The organism is Streptomyces sp. NPDC051173 (assembly GCF_040689515.1).
In the GTDB taxonomy this organism is placed as follows: Bacteria; Actinomycetota; Actinomycetes; order Streptomycetales; family Streptomycetaceae; genus Streptomyces.
Genome location: NZ_JBFBBD010000005.1, coordinates 12,983 through 27,702, shown reverse-complemented (window position 1 = coordinate 27,702; position 14,720 = coordinate 12,983). Strand labels below are relative to the sequence as shown.

Genomic DNA, 14,720 nt, shown 5'->3' with positions numbered 1-14,720 from the left:
CGCCCCGGCGCGGCACACGGTCGGATCCGGCTCGCCCCGGCGGCCCGCCCCGTCAAGGTGTCGGGGGAGGGGAGCCGCTCCCGGACAGGCCGTACATTGTCCGCGAAGATCAGAACCGCCATGCTGCCGAAATGCGAGTGAGCCCCGTGAACACGCTGTCCCGCCGGTCCCTGCTGCGCGCGCTCGGCGCCGGCGCGGGGGCCGCCGCACTCGCCGGCTGCGGGGTGCCCGCCGCGTACGTCCAGCCGGGCGACCGGGCCGCGCAGGACCGGTCCGGGACCGACAAGCGGCTCGTCTTCGCCAACTGGCCGCTCTACATCGACACCGACGAGAAGGACCCCCAGCGCAGGCCCACGCTGGAGGGCTTCGAGAAGAGCAGCGGGATCTCGGTGAAGTACACCGAGGAGATCAACGACAACGACGAGTTCTTCGGCAAGATCAGCCCCGCCCTGATGAACCACCAGGCCACCGGCCGGGATCTCGTCGTCGTCAGCGACTGGATGTGCGCCCGCTACGTCCGCCTGGGCTGGGTCCAGGAGATGGACCGCTCCCGCCAGCCGAACGTGGAGCGGCGGCTCGACCCCCTGCTGCGCAAGCCGCACTTCGACCCCGGGCGGCTGCACAGCGTGCCCTGGCAGTCCGGCATCACCGGCATCGCCTACAACCGCAAGAAGCTCGGCCGCGAGATCCGGCACACCTCCGACCTGTGGAAGAGCGACCTCCGCGGCCGGGTCACCCTGCTCGCCGGGATGGACGAGGCGTTCTCGCTGCTCATGCAGGGCAACGGCGTGGACGTCACCCGCTGGACCGCCGACGACTTCCACAGAATGACCGACCAGCTCCGCGACCTGGTCCGCAAGCGCCACATCCGCCGCTTCACCGGCAACGACTACATCAAGGACCTCTCCTCCGGGGACGTCCTGGCCTGTCAGGCGTATTCCGGCGACGTCATCCAACTCCAGGCCGACAACCCCGACATCGAGTTCGTCGTCCCGGAGGAGGGCGCGGAGCTGTGGGCCGAGAGCCTGATGATCCCCAACCTCGCCCGTCACAAGCGCAACGCGGAAGACCTCATCGACTACTACTACCGGCCCGACGTCGCGGCCCGGCTGGCCGCCGCGGTCAACTACGTCTGCCCGGTGCCGGACGCCCGCGAGGTGCTCGCGTCGTCCAAGGACAAGGACCTCGCCGCGCTCGCCGAGAACCCGCTGATCTTCCCCAGCCAGGAGATGCGCAAGCGGCTCGCCACCGCCCGCGACATGACGGCACGGGAGCGCCCCGGGTTCACCAAGGAGTGGAACGAGATCGTCGGTCTCTGAACCGTCCTCCCGGTGGGTCCGGCTGCTCAAGAAGGCCCCGGGGCAAGGGGGTTGAGGGTGGCTGATTCCGTTTCCCCGCGTGAATTCCGCCACCGAATCCGTCGCCGAATCCGGTCTTGACCGGTGATCTCGCGGATGGTCAGACTGTCGAAATCGCCGAGAGGTCATCGGCGTGCAGACCACCGGGGGAGTGATCGCACTGAACGGCAACAGTTTCGGCATGCTCGCACAACCCTCCATCGCCGAGGCCCTGGAAGCCCTGCCACGGACCGGCCGCGGAGCCGGGCTCGGGGCGGACATCGACGCGGCGCACGAGGTGATGTTCGCGCCGGACGCCCGGCAGGAGATCCGGGAAGCGGCCCTGCTGGCCTGGCTGGAGCAGGCGCGGCCGTGCTCGTACGGCCGGTTCGTGGCGAAGATCGGCCATCCGCCGGGCGCCCGCAGGCGCAAGGGCCTCGACCTCTGCTGGATCCTGGAGGAAGATCTCGCGAGAGGTCATGACCACGTCGCCGCCAAGGTGTGGACGGCCCGTGCCGCCTGGAAGCGGCGGGCGGTCAACGGCGAGTCCAGCACCTTCCTGATCGTCTTCAGCGACAGGCGGCTCGCGTTCGCGCGGCCCAGCCGCCAACTGGGCGAACTCTGCCGCGCCTTGGCCGGCACCTATCTCTCCGAATGCGCACCGGTCGAATACGACACCGTCTACGCCGAAGCGCTGCCTCTGCGGCGGCCGGACGGGCGCGTGTCCCTCTTCAAGGCGGGCACCCGGCTGCTCTACACAGGAGCGCACGGCAGCGCCCGGCACGAGCGCCGGATCCCCGGGGGCGTGGCGATCTCGGTCAACTCACCCGGCCATTACGCGCATGCGCTCGGCAACCAGGGGTTCGTGCCGGGCCCGGAGGCGGCGTCCGCGTCGTACCGGGTGGACGTGCTCGTGCCGCGCGGCATCGCCGGGGACGACGCCGACGGCCGGCGGGAGGAGGGCGCGGAGGGGCTGCGGCTGGACTGCCTCACGCCCAGGGAATTCTCCGTGAGCGATCCCGAGCACGGGTGGTCGAGCGGGCTGCCCATCGGGGACGACGCGGTGCTGACCAACCCTTGGGAGCCCGTGGGGGTGGGCTGAGCCCCGCCGCGTCCGTCAAAAGGGTCTGTCCGTCACGAGGATCCGTCCGTTACGAGGATCCGTCCGGCCCCGGCGCGCCGGACGGACCTGGCACCAGCGAGCGCAGCGTCTTGATGCGGTTGGTGGTGATGGAGTCCACACCCGCGGACAGCAGGCGGCGCATCGTGCGGCGCGTGTCCGCGGTCCACGCCGAGACCAGGAAGCCCTGGGCGTGGTGGGCCGCGACGAGCTCCGGGTCCAGCAGGCCGAAACGGTAGTTGATCCAGTGCGGGCGCACCCGGTCGAGCAGGGCGGCGCGTGGTGGGGCGAGCGTCGTCCAGGTGAGCGCGATCTCGGCCTCCGGGTCCGCCCGGCGGACGGCGAGCATCGACTCCGCGGCGCCGCAGTAGTACACCCGCCCGGCCGCCCCGCTCGCGTGGACCTCGGCCACGGCCGCCTCCGCGGCCGAGACGTCGGGCAGGTCGACGAAGAGACGCCGGCCCGGGGCGGCCTCCGCCCCGGCGAGCGTGAGCGCCTCGCGCAGCGTCGGCACCCCGCCGCCCGTCAGCCCCCGCAGTTCGTCGGCCGAGAGCGAGCCCAGGAGGCGGGAGTGCTCCCAGAGCCGCTCCAGCGTCGCGTCGTGCAGCAGCACGGGCACTCCGTCCCGCGTCAGCCGCACGTCGACCTCGACCGCCTCCGCCCCCGCCCGCAGCGCCGAGCGGATCGAGGCGAGCGTGTTCTCGCGGTGCACGTACGGGTCGCCGCGGTGGGCGACGGCGGTGAAGGCGGGAGCGGGGGCGGCGGTGGAAGCCGCGGAGTGCGGGGTGGGCATGGGGCCATTGTCGCCGGAGGGCCGCCGCTCCGGCGTCAGTTCACGTGGCCCGCCGTGTAGGAGTCGATCTCCGCGCGCAGCGCCGCCTTGCCCGCGGGGTCCATGAAGGACGCCTCTACGGCGTTCTTGGCCAGTTCGGCGACGCCCCGGGCGTCGAGGTCGAGCAGCCGGGCCGCGACCCCGTACTCACGGTTGAGGTCCGTGCCGAACATCGGCGGGTCGTCGCTGTTGACGGTGACCAGGACGCCCGCCGCGAACATCTCCTTGATGGGGTGCCGCTCCAGATCGGTCACCGCCCGGGTGGCGAGGTTGGAGGTGGGGCAGACCTCCAACGGGATGCGGTGCTCGGCGAGATGGGCCAGCAGCCTCGGGTCCTGCGGCGCGCTCGTGCCGTGGCCGATGCGCTCGGCGCGCAGGTCCACGAGGGCGTCCCAGATCGTCTGCGGGCCGGTGGTCTCCCCGGCGTGCGGGACGCTGTGCAGCCCGGCCGCGATGGCCCGGTCGAAGTACGGCTTGAACTGCGGCCGCGGCACCCCGATCTCCGGACCGCCGAGCCCGAAGGAGACGAGCCCCTCGGGCTTGAGGTCACAGGCGATCCGGGCCGTCTCCTCGGCGGCCTCCAGACCCGCCTCGCCCGGGATGTCGAAGCACCAGCGCAGTATCACACCCAGCTCGGCCTCGGCCGCCTTGCGGGCGTCCTCGATCGCCTCCACGAACGCCGCGTCCGGGATGCCGCGCCGGGTCGAGCTGTACGGGGTCACCGTCAGCTCGGCGTAGCGGATGTTCTGCCGGGCCATGTCGCGGGCGACCTCGTAGGTGAGCAGCCGCACGTCCTCCGCGTCCCGGATGAGGTCGACCACCGACAGGTACACCTGGATGAAGTGGGCGAAGTCGCGGAAGGTGAAGAAGTCCGCGAGCGCCTCGGGGTCGGTGGGCACCGGCGAGTCGGGGTGGCGGGCGGCCAGCTCGGCCACGATGCGCGGGGACGCGGAACCGACGTGGTGCACGTGCAGTTCCGCTTTCGGGAGCCCGGCGATGAACGGGTCGAGTACGGACATGCGGGCCTCCACGGCTGTGCGGTCGACGGGTGGCGATCATCGTATGCGGGACGGGCGCCGGGCCCGTGCTCAGGCCTTAGCATGACGGGAGACGACTGGGGAGGACTATGTCCGACAAGGGGTCCGAGACCGGGTCCGACAAGGGCGCCATGGCCGACGGGCGGCCGGAGTCGCGGGACCGCGATCCCTGGGCTCCGCCGGAGCACCGCGCGCCGCTCGACGGGACCGGCGAAGAGCAGGTGCCCCAGCAGCGCGTGCCTCTCGACAAGCCCGGCGCGCGGACGGCGCCCGGAGCGCAGGGCGCCGTGCCGCCGAGCGCCCCTCAGGGCCCGCCGCCGTACGCCTTCCCCCCGGCCGCGCCGTTCGCCTCCGCGGTGCCGCCGGTGCCGCAGGCGCCCACCGGCCCGGGCACGCCGAGCGCGTATCCCGTGGGCCCGTACGGACAACAGCCCTACGGTCAGATGCCGTACGGCCCCGCCGCCCCCTACGGGCAGCAGCCTCCCTACGGCTACGCGCCGCCCGGCTCCTACGGCTATCCCGTGGGGCCCTACGGGCCCGGCTGGCAGCAGCCCGCGCCCGCAGCCGGCAACAGCCTCGGCGTCGCCGCCCTCGTGCTCGGCATCATCGGGACCGTGCTGTCGCCGACGGTCTTCCTCGGGGTCGTCCTCGGCATACTCGCGATCATCTTCGGCGGCATAGGCCGGTCCAAGGTGAGCAACGGCGAGGCCGACAACGGCGGGCAGTCCCTCGCCGGCCTGATCCTCGGTGGCGTGGGGCTCGTCGCCAGCGTGCTGATGCTGATCTTCTACATCAACGTCGGCCAGAGCAGCCACAAGGACCCCGCCCCGGAGGACGACCCGGGCGCGACCTACGGGGCGTACCTGTCCGCCGCCGTACGGGTCGTGGACCGCGCGTAGGCCGTGTCCGGCGGATCGTTGCGAGGCCGCGGGAGCTCGAGGACACCGCCGCGCAGCGGTGGTGCGCAGACGGCGCCACCTGCAGAACCGACCACACAATCCGCCGGGCCGGCAGGCGCACCGTGCGGCTCGGCCGTGGCGTAGACCGTCCCGTCCACCGTCCCGTCCACCGTGAACGGCGACGGCACCACTGGCTGAAGCCCGGACGGCCCGGAATTTCCGACGGTCTCGCGGTCCTGCGAGCGTGTCGGTCCCGCACACTGAATTCGTCGCGCTTTCAAATCACTGCGACGGAATCCCTTGTTGCACACCGACTCCTCTGTCAGGATCGGCATCCGAATCCGGTTGGAGCTACGCCTTCCACAGGTCTCTGCGGTCGGCGGAGGAGTGCGCAATGGATCGACGGTTCGACGGGGCGGAACGGTTCGCCGAGGGCGCGCAGTACATCGGCGGACGCCTGAGGTCCGGCAGTTCGGGCCGTACGCACGCGGTCGTGGACCCGGCCACCGGGGCGGAGATCCTCAGCTACGAGCTCGCCGGGCCCGCCGACGTCGACGCGGCCGTCGCCGCCGCGGCCGACGCCCTCCCCGCCTGGGCGGGGGCCACCCCCGGCGAGCGCTCCGACGCCCTCCACCGGTTCGCCGGCGTCCTCGCCGAGCGGGCGGAGGACCTCGCGCTCGCCGAATCGGCCCAGTGCGGCAAGCCCGTCCGCCTCACCACCGGCTTCGACGTCCCCGGCACGGTCGACAACGCCGCGTTCTTCGCGGGCGCCGCCCGGCACCTGGAGGGCAGGTCGGCCGGGGAGTACAGCGCGGACCACACCTCGTACGTCCGCCGCGAGCCGATCGGTGTCGTCGGCTCGATCGCCCCCTGGAACTACCCCCTCCAGATGGCCGCCTGGAAGGTGCTCCCGGCGATCGCCGCGGGGAACACGGTCGTCCTCAAGCCCGCCGAGCTCACGCCGCTGACCTCCCTGATGTTCGCTCAGGCGGCGACCGACGCCGGGATCCCCGACGGTGTCGTCAACGTCGTCAGCGGCGCGGGCCGGGACGCGGGCGAGCGCCTCGTCGGCCACCCGTCGGTCGCCATGACCTCCTTCACCGGCTCCACCCCGGTCGGCCGGCGGGTCGCCGGGATCGCCACCGCCACCGTCAAGCGGCTGCACCTCGAACTCGGCGGCAAGGCCCCCTTCGTCGTCTTCGACGACGCCGACCTGGAGGCCGCCGTCCACGGCGCGGTCGCGGGCGCGCTCATCAACACCGGCCAGGACTGCACGGCCGCCACCCGCGCCTACGTCCAGCGGCCGCTCTACGACGCGTTCGTCTCCGGCGTCGCCGACCTCATGGCCGGCGTCCGCCTCGGCGACCCCTTCGACCCGGCCACCGACCTCGGGCCCCTGATCTCGTACGCGCAGCGCGACCGGGTCGCCGGCTTCGTCGACCGGGCCCGCTCCTACGCCACCGTCGTCACCGGAGGCGCCGCCCCGGCCGGCGAGCTGGCGAAGGGCGCCTACTACCTCCCCACGCTCGTCACCGGCGCCCCCCAGGGCAGCGAGATCGTCCAGGACGAGATCTTCGGCCCCGTTCTCGCCGTGCTGCCCTTCGACAGCGACGACGAGGGCATCGCGCTCGCCAACGACACGCCCTACGGCCTGGCCGCCTCCGCGTGGAGCCGCGACGTCTACCGCACCGGCCGCGCCACCCGCGAGATCAAGGCGGGCTGCGTCTGGATCAACGACCACATCCCGATCCTCAGTGAGATGCCGCACGGCGGCTACAAGGCATCCGGCTACGGCAAGGACATGTCCGCCTACTCCTTCGAGGAGTACACCCAGGTCAAGCACGTCATGTCCGACAACACGGCCGTCGCGCGGAAGGCATGGCACCGCACCGTCTTCACGGTGGGCTGACCCGGCGGCGGCGCGGTCGCCCGTGCCACGCCACGGCGACGGCGCCGCCCCGATTTCCGGCGACAATCTTCTGGTCCCTCCGCAACGCCCGTCACCAGCAGAACGCAGAATTCTCCGAGCTCCCCGGCGTCACACCGCCATACGGGCCACCGGCGCGGCACCCGCCCCCGGACATATGAGAACGTACGCGGCTGTACGTGCCGTACGCGCTCACGCCCCCGACACCCCTGGACCAGACCCATGACAGCAACCGCCTCCACCGTCAGCAGCAGCGGCACGGACGTCCGTCTCAGCGCCATCAGCAAGCGCTACGGCTCGTTCACCGCGGTCCACCCGCTCGACCTCGCCATCCCCGCGGGCTCCTTCTTCGCGCTCCTCGGTGCCTCCGGCTGCGGCAAGACCACCACGCTGCGGATGATCGCCGGCCTGGAGGACCCCACCTCCGGCAGCGTCGAACTCGCCGGCAAGGACGTCACCGCCCTCCCCCCGCACAAGCGGCCCGTCAACACCGTCTTCCAGAGCTACGCGCTCTTCCCCCACCTCGACATCTACGAGAACGTCGCCTTCGGCCTCCGCCGCCGCGGCATCAAGTCGGTGAAGAAGCAGGTCGGCGACATGCTCGACCTCGTGCAGCTCGGCGACTTCGCCCGGCGCAAGCCCCACCAGCTCTCCGGCGGCCAGCAGCAGCGCGTCGCGGTCGCCCGCGCCCTCATCAACCACCCGCAGGTGCTGCTCCTCGACGAGCCGCTCGGCGCCCTCGACCTCAAGCTGCGCCGCCAGATGCAGCTGGAGCTCAAGCGCATCCAGACCGAGGTCGGCATCACCTTCGTGCACGTCACCCACGACCAGGAGGAGGCCATGACCATGGCCGACACCGTCGCGGTCATGAACGGTGGCCGGGTCGAGCAGCTCGGTGCCCCCGCCGACCTCTACGAGACGCCGCGCACCACCTTCGTCGCCAACTTCCTCGGCACCTCCAACCTCATCACCGCCGACGTCCTCGGCACCTCCGGCGACGACATCCTTCTGCGCGCGTCCGATACCAAACTCACCCTTCCGGCGACCCGATGTACGACCACCGCCCGCGCGGGCGAGAAGCTGCTGCTCGGCATACGGCCCGAGAAGATCACTCTCACCCACGCCGACGACGCCGGCTCCATCCCCGAGGGCCGCAACCGCGTCACCGGCCGCATCGCCGACTCCAGCTTCATCGGCGTCTCCACGCAGTACGTCGTCGACAGCCCCGTCGGCCCCGGCCTGTCCGTCTACGAGCAGAACATCGAGCGCGACAGCCGCCTCGCACCGGGCGCCGAGGTCGTCCTCCACTGGAACCCCGGCCACAGCTTCGGCCTGGACGCGGCGCAGAGCGTCGAGGCGGGCACGGACGCGGGGGAGGGGACGTGAGCGACGCACGCGAGGCCTCCGAGCCGCAGACGACACCGGACGCCGCACCTCTGCGCCTCGCGGGCGGAGAAGCGAACGGAAACAACACGGCGACGACTACGACCACAACCACGGCCCCCGCCGACACCGAAGCGCCCGCCCCCGGCGCGTCCGCCCGCCGCAAGAAGCTCGTCCCCTACTGGCTGTTGCTCCCCGGCATCCTGTGGCTGCTCGTCTTCTTCGCCGCGCCCCTGGTCTACCAGGCGTCCACCTCCGTGCAGACCGGATCGCTCGAAGAGGGCTTCAAGGTCACCTGGCACTTCGCCACCTACACGGACGCCCTCGGCGAGTACTACCCGCAGTTCCTGCGCTCCGTGGCCTACTCCGCCACCGCCACCGTGCTCTGCCTCGCCCTCGGCTACCCGCTCGCCTACCTCATCGCCCTCAAGGCGGGCCGCTGGCGCAACCTGCTGATGATCCTCGTCATAGCGCCGTTCTTCACCAGCTTCCTGATCCGCACCCTCGCCTGGAAGACGATCCTCTCCGACGGCGGCCCGGTCGTCTCCGCGCTGAACAGCCTGCACGTCCTCGACGTCACCAACGCCCTGGGCGTCACCGAGGGACACCGCGTGCTCGCCACCCCGCTCGCCGTCGTCTGCGGCCTGACCTACAACTTCCTGCCTTTCATGATCCTGCCGCTCTACACCTCTCTCGAACGCATCGACCCACGGCTCCACGAAGCGGCCGGAGACCTCTACGCCACCCCCTTCACCACCTTCCGCAAGGTGACCTTCCCGCTGTCCATGCCGGGCGTCGTCGCGGGCACCCTGCTCACCTTCATCCCCGCCACCGGCGACTACATCAACGCCGAACTGCTGGGCTCCACCGACCAGAAGATGATCGGGAACGTCATCCAGTCCCAGTTCCTGCGCGTCCTGGACTACCCGACCGCCGCCGCGCTGTCCTTCATCCTCATGGCCGCCATCCTCGCCATGGTCACGCTCTACATCCGCAAGTCCGGGACGGAGGACCTCGTCTGATGAGCGCTGTGACGCGCTGGCTGCGCCGCAACCTCGTGGTGATCGCGGGCCTTTGCACACTCGGCTACCTGATCCTGCCCAACGTCATTGTGACGGTCTTCTCCTTCAACAAGCCCAACGGCCGCTTCAACTACGAGTGGCAGCGCTTCTCCACCGACGCCTGGACCGACCCCTGCGGCGTCGCCGACCTGTGCGGCTCGCTCTCGCTCAGCCTGCGCATCGCCGTCTGGGCGACCGTCGGCGCGACCGTGCTCGGCACGATGATCGCCTTCGCGCTCGCCCGCTACCGCTTCCGCGCCCGGTCCTCCGTGAGCACCCTGCTGTTCCTGCCGATGGCCATGCCCGAGGTCGTCATGGCCGCCTCGCTGGCCACCCTCTTCCTCAACATGGGCGTCACCTTCGGCTTCTGGACGATCCTCATCGCCCACATCATGTTCTGCCTGAGCTTCGTGGTGACGGCGGTGAAGGCGCGCGTGATGTCCATGGACCCCCGCCTGGAACAGGCCGCCCAGGACCTCTACGCCACCCCGTTCCAGACCTTCCTGCGGGTCACCCTCCCCATCGCCGCCCCCGGGATCGCGGCCGGTGCCCTGCTGTCCTTCGCCCTGTCCTTCGACGACTTCATCATCACGAACTTCAACGCCGGCTCGACTGTGACCTTCCCCATGTTCGTCTGGGGATCCGCACAACGGGGCACACCCGTTCAAATCAATGTCATCGGGACGGCGATGTTCGCCGTCGCCGTGCTGTGCGTCCTCGCCGGTCAGCTGGTCGGCAGGCGCCGTAGAAGGAGCTGAGAACATGGCCTCTCGTGCCATGAACCCTGCACAATCACTCATCGACGCCGCCCACCGGCCCTACTGGCTCGACGACCCCTCCCGGCCGGCGGCACTCCCGTCCCTCGTCGGCGACGAGCACACCGACCTGCTCGTCGTCGGCGGCGGCTACTCCGGACTGTGGACCGCGCTCCGCGCCAAGGAGCGCGACCCGGCCAGGGACGTCGTTCTCATCGAGGCCCAGGAGGTCGGCTGGGCCGCCTCCGGCCGCAACGGCGGCTTCTGTTCCGCCTCCCTCACCCACGGCTGGGCCAACGGCCAGGCCCGCTGGCCCGGTGAACTCGCCGCCCTGGAGCGGCTTGGCCGTGCCAACCTCGACGCGATCGAGGCCACCGTCACCCGGTACGGCATCGACTGCGACTTCGAACGCACCGGTGAGATAGACATCGCCACCGCTCCCCACCAGCTCCAGGAGCTTCGCGAGGCCGCCGACGAGGTCGCCGAACTGGGCCTGTCCGGCTACGAGTTCCTCGACCGTGACGCCCTGCGCGCCGAGGTCGACTCCCCGACCTTCCTGGCCGGCCTCTGGGACCGCACCGGCGTGGCCATGCTCCACCCCGCCCGGCTTGCCTGGGGCCTCAAGCGCGCCTGCCTGGAACTGGGGGTGCGGATCTACGAGCACACGCCCGGCACCGAGCTCTCCTCGCGCTCCGCCGGTCTCGCCGTCCGCACCCCGTACGGCCGCGTCTTCGCCCGCCACGCCGCCCTCGGCACCAACGCCTTCCCCTCGCTGGTCAAGCGCGTACGGCCGTTCATCGCGCCCGTCTACGACTACGCGCTGATGACCGAGCCGCTGAGCGAGGAGCAGCGCGCCGCCATCGGCTGGAAGAACCGGCAGGGGCTCGGCGACGCCGCCAACCACTTCCATTACTTCCGCATCACCCCCGACCACCGCATCCTGTGGGGCGGTTACGACATCGTCTACCACTACGGCGGCGGCGTTCGGCCGGACTACGACCACCACCCGGCCACGTACCAGAAGCTCGCCGAGCACTTCTTCCGCTGCTTCCCCCAGCTCGAAGGGATCCGCTTCACCCACAACTGGGGCGGCGCCATCGACACGTGCTCCCGCTTCTCGGCGTTCTTCGGCACCGCCCACGGCGGCCGGGTCTCCTACGCGCTCGGCTACACCGGCCTCGGCGTCGGCGCGAGCCGGTTCGGCGCGGACGTGATGCTCGACCTGCTGAGCGGGGAGCGCACCGAGCGGACCGAACTGGAGATGGTCCGCAGCAGGCCGCTGCCGTTCCCGCCCGAGCCCGTGCGGTCCGTGGGCATCGGGATCACGCAGTGGGCGATGACCCGCGCCGACGAGAACGGCGGCCGCCGCAACCTCTGGCTCAAGGCCATGGACAAGGTCGGCATGGGCTTCGACAGCTGAGCCGCCCGCCGCCGCGCGCCGGGGTGTCCGGCCGCGCCCGGCGGTGAACCGTTCGCCTCAAGTCGTGCCGTGAACCCGTGTAATGATCCGCCCTCCCGGCCCTCTCATCCGTGAATGCAGAAACAGGCACCCACGGAACGGAGGACCCCATGAGCGACGGAGCGGGGACGAGGAGCGCGGTGGAGTGGCTGGCGACGGCCGCCCCCGACCCCGGGACCTGCCGGTGGGAGTGGGAGCGCAATCCGCTGGGGATCGCGCTCCTGCCCGCCGGGCGGATCTGGGACGTACTCATCCTCTCCAGCGCGCTCGGCCACCCCACCCTGGACGTCCTGTCGCGGTGCACCGACCGGCTCGGTCCCGTCCTCGCCGACTACGGGGACAGCCGGATGGGCTTCTTCGTCCCGCCGGGCACCGCCGCCGGCTGGGTCGCGACCGGCGTGCGGGCCGTGGGCAGGGGCAGTTGGGTCGTCGTCCCGCACCCCGGCCGGGCCGCCTCCGGCGTCCGCTGGATCGTCCCGCCGGACGGCAGGGGAACCCTCACGGACCCGGCGGTCCTTGAGCTGTCGATGCACGAGGCGGCCGCGTTACTCGCCTGCGACCGGCGCGGGGAGGACGACTGAGCGCGAGCGCCAGACCCCACAGCAGGACGCCCGACAGACACCAGCTGCCGAGCACGTCCAGGGGCCAGTGGAAGCCGCACCGGACGAGCCCCACGCCCACGCCCGCGTTGACGACCGCGTACGACGTCATGGCCAAGGCCCGTACGCGGCCGGGCCGGTGGAGCAGGAACAGCAGCGCGGCGGCTCCATAGGCGACCGCCGCCGTGGCGGCGTGGCCCGAGGGGAAGAAGCCGTCCCGCACGCCCGCCATGGCCGCCGGGCCCGGCCGGCCGACGGCGTCCTTGACGGGCACGACCAGCGCGGGGACGGCGGCCATGGTGAGCGCCGCGCACAGCGGTGGCCACCAGCGCCGGGTGCCGGTCGCGCGCAGCGCCGAGACGGCCATGGCCAGCGCGAGCACGGGCACGGCGACCGTGGCGTTGCCGAGGTCGGCGAGGAAGTGGGCGGCGCCGCCCGGCAGGGCCGAGCCGGAGACCGCGCGGCCCGCCCGCTCGTCGAGGGCGCGCAGCGGTCCGTGGGTGACGACCTGCCAGGTGATCAGCGCGAAGAGGAGGGCGCAGAGGCCGGGGAGGAGTCCGAGGCGGAGCGGACCCCGGGCCGACGGCCCCGGAACAGGGGGGGAGGTTCCGAGGCCGCCGTGATGACCGGGGTGCCGCGCGCCCCGGGGGGTATGGGGCGGGCGGCCGTCCGATCGGTGAGGATGCCCGGAGCCGAGGGCTCCGGTGATGCTGTGCGCGAAGGCACGACCGGGTCGGCGATGGGGATTCACCGGCACGGCGGTGTCCGCAGTCCCCTGCGGACGGGGTGTTGCGTTCATCTGCGGAAACCGTACGGCAGGGCGGGGCGTCCGGACAGCCGGATCACCCCTCCACCACCCGCCCCGCACAGGTTCTTCACCCCATGACAGTCCCGGCCCGCGACGACCGCGGCGGCACCGTCGGTCACAGACGCGTGAACGCGGCCTCGATGATGTCCAGGCCCTCGTTCAGCAGGTCCTCGCCGATCACCAGCGGCGGCAGGAAGCGCAGCACGTTGCCGTAGGTGCCGCAGGTCAGGACCAGCAGGCCCTCCGCGTGGCACGCCTTCGCGAGCGCGCCGGCCGCCTGCGCGTTCGGGTTCTTGGTGCCCGGCTCGACCAGCTCGATCGCGATCATCGCGCCGCGGCCGCGGATGTCACCGATGATGTCCGACTTCTCCTGCATCGCGGTCAGGCGGCCCTTCATGACCTCCTCGATGCGCTTGGCCTTCGCGTTGAGGTCCAGCTCGCGCATCGTCTCGATCGAGCCGAGCGCCGCCGCGCACGCCACCGGGTTGCCGCCGTACGTGCCGCCCAGGCCGCCCGGGTGCGCCGCGTCCATGATCTCCGCGCGGCCGGTGACGGCGGCGAGCGGCAGGCCGCCCGCGATGCCCTTCGCCGTCGTGATCAAGTCCGGGACGACGCCCTCGTCCTCGCACGCGAACCACTGGCCCGTACGGCAGAAGCCGGACTGGATCTCGTCGGCGACGAAGACGATGCCGTTGTCCTTCGCGAACTGCGCGATGCGCGGCAGGAAGCCCTTGGCCGGCTCGATGAAACCGCCCTCGCCGAGCACCGGCTCGATGATGATCGCGGCCACGTTGTCCGCGCCCACCTGCTTGGTGATGGCGTCGATGGCCTGGGCCGCGGCCTCCTCGGCGCAGTTCTCCGGGCCGGTCGGCCAGCGGTAGCCGTACGCCACCGGCACGCGGTAGACCTCGGGCGCGAACGGGCCGAAGCCGTGCTTGTACGGCATGTTCTTGGCGGTGAGCGCCATCGTCAGGTTCGTCCGGCCGTGGTAGCCGTGGTCGAAGACGACGACCGCCTGGCGCTTGGTGTACGCGCGGGCGATCTTCACCGCGTTCTCCACCGCCTCGGCGCCGGAGTTGAACAGCGCCGACTTCTTGGCGTGGTCGCCCGGCGTCAGCTCGGCGAGCTGCTCACAGACCTCCACGTAGCCCTCGTACGGCGTCACCATGAAACAGGTGTGGGTGAAGTCGGCGAGCTGCGCGGACGCGCGGCGCACGACGGCCTCCGCGCTGGAGCCCACCGAGGTCACGGCGATGCCGGAGCCGAAGTCGATGAGGGAGTTGCCGTCGACGTCCTCGATCACACCGCCGCCGGCGCGCACGGTGAACACCGGCAGCGTCGAGCCCACGCCCGCCGCGACCGTCGCCGTCCGGCGGGCCTGCAGCTCCAGCGACTTCGGGCCGGGGATCGCGGTGACGACGCGGCGCTCCTGGGGGAGGGACGGGCCTCCGGTCAGTGCGGTCATGAGAGGGCTCCAGGGGGATGAACGAGATCAGTCGGGCT

The 14,720-nt window shown here is 71.7% G+C and carries 13 protein-coding genes; 9 read left to right on the top strand and 4 right to left on the bottom strand.

The genetic code is table 11. The annotated features are described in order from the left end of the window. The first annotated feature begins 155 nt into the window (after nucleotides 1-155). Nucleotides 156-1,319 carry a spermidine/putrescine ABC transporter substrate-binding protein gene (locus AB0435_RS04850; protein ID WP_366005920.1) on the top strand — a complete coding sequence of 388 codons (1,164 nt, stop codon included), beginning with the start codon at nucleotides 156-158 and terminating at the stop codon, nucleotides 1,317-1,319. A 220-nt stretch (nucleotides 1,320-1,539) separates the two neighbouring features. Continuing rightward, the gene (locus tag AB0435_RS04845; RefSeq protein ID WP_366005913.1) at nucleotides 1,540-2,439 is read left to right on the top strand and encodes a hypothetical protein; all 900 of its coding nucleotides are present in this window, start codon (nucleotides 1,540-1,542) and stop codon (nucleotides 2,437-2,439) included. A 49-nt stretch (nucleotides 2,440-2,488) separates the two neighbouring features. On the opposite strand, the gene AB0435_RS04840 is transcribed toward AB0435_RS04845, so the two are convergent. Further along, a complete protein-coding gene (locus AB0435_RS04840; protein WP_366005914.1) occupies nucleotides 2,489-3,250 on the bottom strand; it encodes a glycerophosphodiester phosphodiesterase in 762 nt (253 codons plus the stop codon). Between the two features lie 35 nt (nucleotides 3,251-3,285). Continuing rightward, a complete protein-coding gene (locus AB0435_RS04835; protein WP_366005915.1) occupies nucleotides 3,286-4,308 on the bottom strand; it encodes an adenosine deaminase in 1,023 nt (340 codons plus the stop codon). A 107-nt stretch (nucleotides 4,309-4,415) separates the two neighbouring features. On the opposite strand from AB0435_RS04835, the gene AB0435_RS04830 reads away from it, so the two are divergent. From AB0435_RS04830 to AB0435_RS04800, 7 genes are all read left to right on the top strand, one after another. Then, a complete protein-coding gene (locus tag AB0435_RS04830) occupies nucleotides 4,416-5,225 on the top strand; it encodes a hypothetical protein (protein WP_366004942.1) in 810 nt (269 codons plus the stop codon). A gap of 394 nt (nucleotides 5,226-5,619) precedes the next feature. After that, complete coding sequence (locus AB0435_RS04825; RefSeq protein WP_366004943.1) at nucleotides 5,620-7,134, top strand: gamma-aminobutyraldehyde dehydrogenase; 1,515 nt, start codon at nucleotides 5,620-5,622, stop codon at nucleotides 7,132-7,134. Between the two features lie 240 nt (nucleotides 7,135-7,374). Continuing rightward, nucleotides 7,375-8,538, top strand: a complete 1,164-nt coding sequence (locus AB0435_RS04820) for an ABC transporter ATP-binding protein (protein ID WP_366004944.1) — start codon at nucleotides 7,375-7,377, stop codon at nucleotides 8,536-8,538. Beyond that, nucleotides 8,535-9,557: an ABC transporter permease gene (locus AB0435_RS04815; RefSeq protein WP_366004945.1), complete on the top strand. Its 1,023-nt coding sequence runs from the start codon at nucleotides 8,535-8,537 to the stop codon at nucleotides 9,555-9,557. The genes AB0435_RS04820 and AB0435_RS04815 overlap by 4 nt, the downstream gene beginning before the upstream one ends. Continuing rightward, nucleotides 9,557-10,354 (top strand): ABC transporter permease, encoded by a 798-nt coding sequence (locus AB0435_RS04810; RefSeq protein ID WP_366004946.1) that lies wholly within the window; start codon nucleotides 9,557-9,559, stop codon nucleotides 10,352-10,354. The genes AB0435_RS04815 and AB0435_RS04810 overlap by 1 nt, the downstream gene beginning before the upstream one ends. A gap of 19 nt (nucleotides 10,355-10,373) precedes the next feature. Further along, the gene (locus AB0435_RS04805) at nucleotides 10,374-11,771 is read left to right on the top strand and encodes an FAD-dependent oxidoreductase (protein WP_366004947.1); all 1,398 of its coding nucleotides are present in this window, start codon (nucleotides 10,374-10,376) and stop codon (nucleotides 11,769-11,771) included. Between the two features lie 149 nt (nucleotides 11,772-11,920). After that, nucleotides 11,921-12,391 carry a hypothetical protein gene (locus tag AB0435_RS04800; protein WP_366426206.1) on the top strand — a complete coding sequence of 157 codons (471 nt, stop codon included), beginning with the start codon at nucleotides 11,921-11,923 and terminating at the stop codon, nucleotides 12,389-12,391. Here the strand turns inward: AB0435_RS04800 and AB0435_RS04795 are convergent. Next, the gene (locus tag AB0435_RS04795) at nucleotides 12,309-13,208 is read right to left on the bottom strand and encodes a phosphatase PAP2 family protein (protein WP_366004949.1); all 900 of its coding nucleotides are present in this window, start codon (nucleotides 13,206-13,208) and stop codon (nucleotides 12,309-12,311) included. The two genes, AB0435_RS04800 and AB0435_RS04795, sit on opposite strands and share 83 nt — an antisense overlap. 124 nt (nucleotides 13,209-13,332) lie before the next feature. Continuing rightward, entirely contained in the window at nucleotides 13,333-14,682 is a 1,350-nt protein-coding gene (gabT, locus tag AB0435_RS04790) for a 4-aminobutyrate--2-oxoglutarate transaminase (RefSeq protein WP_366004950.1), read from the bottom strand. Nucleotides 14,683-14,720: the final 38 nt, after the last annotated feature.

Excerpts from the sequence above, each read along its gene's own strand:
- AB0435_RS04840 (WP_366005914.1), bottom strand. The coding sequence starts at position 3,250 with ATGCCCACCCCGCACTCCGCGGCTTCCACCGCCGCCCCCGCTCCCGCC.
- AB0435_RS04810 (WP_366004946.1), top strand. The coding sequence starts at position 9,557 with ATGAGCGCTGTGACGCGCTGGCTGCGCCGCAACCTCGTGGTGATCGCG.
- AB0435_RS04820 (WP_366004944.1), top strand. The coding sequence starts at position 7,375 with ATGACAGCAACCGCCTCCACCGTCAGCAGCAGCGGCACGGACGTCCGT.
- AB0435_RS04805 (WP_366004947.1), top strand. The coding sequence starts at position 10,374 with ATGAACCCTGCACAATCACTCATCGACGCCGCCCACCGGCCCTACTGG.
- AB0435_RS04800 (WP_366426206.1), top strand. The coding sequence starts at position 11,921 with ATGAGCGACGGAGCGGGGACGAGGAGCGCGGTGGAGTGGCTGGCGACG.
- gabT (WP_366004950.1), bottom strand. The coding sequence starts at position 14,682 with ATGACCGCACTGACCGGAGGCCCGTCCCTCCCCCAGGAGCGCCGCGTC.
- AB0435_RS04795 (WP_366004949.1), bottom strand. The coding sequence starts at position 13,208 with ATGAACGCAACACCCCGTCCGCAGGGGACTGCGGACACCGCCGTGCCG.
- AB0435_RS04825 (WP_366004943.1), top strand. The coding sequence starts at position 5,620 with ATGGATCGACGGTTCGACGGGGCGGAACGGTTCGCCGAGGGCGCGCAG.
- AB0435_RS04845 (WP_366005913.1), top strand. The coding sequence starts at position 1,540 with ATGCTCGCACAACCCTCCATCGCCGAGGCCCTGGAAGCCCTGCCACGG.
- AB0435_RS04835 (WP_366005915.1), bottom strand. The coding sequence starts at position 4,308 with ATGTCCGTACTCGACCCGTTCATCGCCGGGCTCCCGAAAGCGGAACTG.
- AB0435_RS04830 (WP_366004942.1), top strand. The coding sequence starts at position 4,416 with ATGTCCGACAAGGGGTCCGAGACCGGGTCCGACAAGGGCGCCATGGCC.